Genomic DNA, 2,986 nt, shown 5'->3' with positions numbered 1-2,986 from the left:
AAAGCACCAAAGGTCGCCATCACCGCCATCATGCGAAAGCTCGTCGTCCTCGCAAACGCACTGCTCAAAAGCAACCGCAAATGGACACAAAAAACCGCTTGATCAACACGGATACTCTAGGCCGGAACCGGCTCGGCAACGGGGGCATCCGCCGGACGTCTCAGCATCGTCGGATCGATGACGATATCCTCGAGCGGCGGGGCAAGGGCCGACATGACCTCGTAGATTTCCTGCGGCGTGCGCGCGCCCGTATTCCGGTTGCTCAGATAGATCTTGCCGTCCCGGATGCCGGAAAATGCGGCATAGCTTGCCGGCATCTCGGTGTAGACGGGATCAAACGCATGGGCGTAGCGCCCGCCCTCCCAGCGCGCGAAGGACGACCGGTAGAGGCCGGCGATGACATCGAAATCCTCGCGGCTGCGGAAGCGCGCACAATAATTGGCGCAGCAGCGCGCAAAATTCTCCTGCCAGCCGTCGATCGAAAATCCGGCACTGTGCTTGACCCATTGCTGGGTGGCGAGAATGGAGGCCGGAACGCCCATGTTGCTGTCGAAGGGCAGCCCCGCCATCGTCGCATCCTCGAAGAAGTCGCGTCCGAGTTCGGCAAAGAAGTTGGCGTTGGCCGAGGGGATCCGCTTTGCGTCGAAGATGATGGAGGAGATCGACAGCGGGCAGACGCCATGGATCGACAGCGGCCGCTGCCACATGAGGAAGCGCTTTCCCAGCAGCACCGACTTGAAGCTCGAATCGAAATCCACCGTCGGATGCTCGAAATAGCGGCCGTTGAAGCGCTGCCGGATGCGTTCGACCAGCCGGCGCGACAGGGCCGAGTGATAGATCGAGAAGCCATGCGTCGGCGTCGTCGTGGCATCCACCCAGAGATAGGCGCGGCGGATCAGCCACTCCCGCGGGATCTCGATGAAATGATGCGTCAGATCGAGCGCGATATTCGTGTCCGGTGCAGCCTCTCCGCTTCCCGGCCAGGTGAAGCTCGCATAGGACCAGCCGAAGGCCTCGACGTCGGGCAGCATGAGCTCGACTTTCCGCAGCACCGAGGCGAGATCCGGATCGACATAGTCGTCGTCGCCGATCACGGTGACCCAGTCGCCGGAGGAGGCGGCTACCGTGCGCTCCCAATTGTCCACCATGGAATAGACCACGGGGCCGGGGGAGAGGAAGGTGACGCGTGGGTCTTTCGCATGGGCCCTCATGAATTCGGCCATGATCGACGCATCGTCCGAATTGTCGGCGAACACGAATTCGACGTCCTCGCGCGGGCTTTCGAGAAGCGCGCGGATGGTCTCCTGAAACCAGATCTGCCGGTTGCGCGATGGCACGCAGATGGAAAGCTTCGCCATGGCCGGTCCCTTTTGCAAGTCCGCTTCATAGCGTCCCGCACTGGAGCCGGGCTTGCGGCAGGGGCGTTTGGCGAGGACTCAGGCCGGCAGGTAGACCCCGGCAAGGCGGGCAGGGCCATCGGTCGAGACGAGACCGCGCTCCGTCAGGTCTTCCAGATGCGCCAGCACCGAAAGGGCTGCTGCGCCATGCAGGCGGGGATCGGTCTCGCGATAGATCACCTTCACCATGTCCGCAATCAGCCGGTCGCCGGCCTTCACGCGCTCCAGGATCGCGCGCTCGCGCATCCGCCGATGCGTACGCAGCCCGCGGCAGAAGGCGGCGGGCGAGGTGACCGGTCCGCCATGCCCCGGCAGGTAGAGCCTGTCGTCGCGCTGCAGGAGCCGCTCCAGCGAGGCCATGAAATCCGCCATCGAACCGTCGGGCGGCGCCACGATCGAGGTCGCCCATGCCATGACGTGGTCGGCGGAGAAGGTAATGCCCGTTCCCTCCAGCCCGAAGGCCATGTGGTTGGCCGTGTGTCCGGGCGTGGCAATCCCCGACAGCGTCCAGCCGTCCCCCTCGACCACGTCGCCATCGGCAAGCACCAGATCGGGCACGAAATCGACGTCCGAGCTTTCGGCAAACGGGTTCGCTTCACCATCATGCAGCGGCCGCGCCGCCCGATGCGGCCCCTCCGCCACGATCACCGCGCCGGTCGCCTCTTTCAGCCGGCGCGACAGCGGCGAGTGATCCTTGTGGGTATGGCTGACGGCAATATGCGTCACCTCGCGGCCCTCAAGAGCCCGCATCAGCGCCTGGAAATGCGCCTCGTCCTCCGGCCCCGGATCGATCACGCAGACGGACCGGTCACCGACGATATAGCTGTTGGTGCCGTGGAACGTGAACGGGGAGGGATTGTTGACCGTGACGCGCTGCACGCCCGGCGCCACGTCGACAGCCACGCCATGGGCCGGCTGGAATGCAAGTTCAAACTTCGGAAGATCATCGCTCATGCCCCCCTTATAGCCGATTTCCCCGAGCCCGAAAGCCATCAGGACCTCTCGACGCATCCATGGCATCCCCGGCACGATTATGCGTTGCCGTGCCGCCCACTTCTTGCTAAGAGCGCTCCGCAAACAGATGCTTCGCGCCTGCCTTTGAAGTCGAAAGACCAAGAATTTGCAGGCCGAACCAGGCATTGGGGCGTCGCCAAGCGGTAAGGCACCGGTTTTTGGTACCGGCATTCCCAGGTTCGAATCCTGGCGCCCCAGCCAGCATCTTCAAAATCTCTCTAGAAGCCCTGATTTTCAAGGATTCCGGTTTGGCTGGGACTCTCGAAAATCGCGATTGTCATACACGAATGTCATATTCGGCTGTCTGACATGTTGACTGACGAAAGCCTGCTTGCCCTTGGAAAAGGGTATCCGAATGGCAGTAGCTCAGCATGTCTACAAACGTGGTTCCGTCTATTGGTGGCGTCGCCGTTTACCGAATGGAATAGGTTCACATGCATCGTCGTTGATCTTGTCCCATGGAGTGGTTTAGCTTAGACGACCACGGCTCATCCCAGAGGGGCGGATGAGTGTCAGCTTGCCGCTGGCAGGCTGATGAGCGGATCATCGCTCATTACGGCGATGGTTTCCAGTGT

2 protein-coding genes, 1 tRNA gene and 1 pseudogene are annotated in these 2,986 nt (G+C 62.2%); 2 read left to right on the top strand and 2 right to left on the bottom strand.

What is annotated here, in order from left to right; translation table 11 throughout:
• A pseudogene (locus tag LQK84_RS24965) lies at positions 1 to 102 on the top strand (IS110 family transposase); the annotation flags it as partial.
• A gap of 14 nt (positions 103 to 116) precedes the next feature.
• Here LQK84_RS24965 and LQK84_RS24960 read toward each other — a convergent pair.
• Positions 117 to 1,358, bottom strand: a complete 1,242-nt coding sequence (locus tag LQK84_RS24960; protein WP_230831484.1) for a glycosyltransferase family 2 protein — start codon at positions 1,356 to 1,358, stop codon at positions 117 to 119.
• 78 nt (positions 1,359 to 1,436) lie between these two features.
• Positions 1,437 to 2,351: an MBL fold metallo-hydrolase gene (locus tag LQK84_RS24955; RefSeq protein WP_230831483.1), complete on the bottom strand. Its 915-nt coding sequence runs from the start codon at positions 2,349 to 2,351 to the stop codon at positions 1,437 to 1,439.
• A gap of 186 nt (positions 2,352 to 2,537) precedes the next feature.
• Here LQK84_RS24955 and LQK84_RS24950 point away from each other — a divergent pair.
• Positions 2,538 to 2,612: transfer RNA gene (locus tag LQK84_RS24950), tRNA-Gln, on the top strand.
• Positions 2,613 to 2,986 lie beyond the last annotated feature (374 nt).

This window comes from Rhizobium sp. C4 (assembly GCF_021026315.1).
GTDB lineage: Bacteria > Pseudomonadota > Alphaproteobacteria > Rhizobiales > Rhizobiaceae > Ensifer_A.
The sequence above is the reverse complement of the archived record's forward strand: the minus strand, read 5'-3'. Positions and strand labels throughout refer to the sequence as shown.

Coding starts and splice junctions, on each gene's coding strand:
- LQK84_RS24955 (WP_230831483.1), bottom strand. CDS start 2,351: ATGAGCGATGATCTTCCGAAGTTTGAACTTGCATTCCAGCCGGCCCAT.
- LQK84_RS24960 (WP_230831484.1), bottom strand. CDS start 1,358: ATGGCGAAGCTTTCCATCTGCGTGCCATCGCGCAACCGGCAGATCTGG.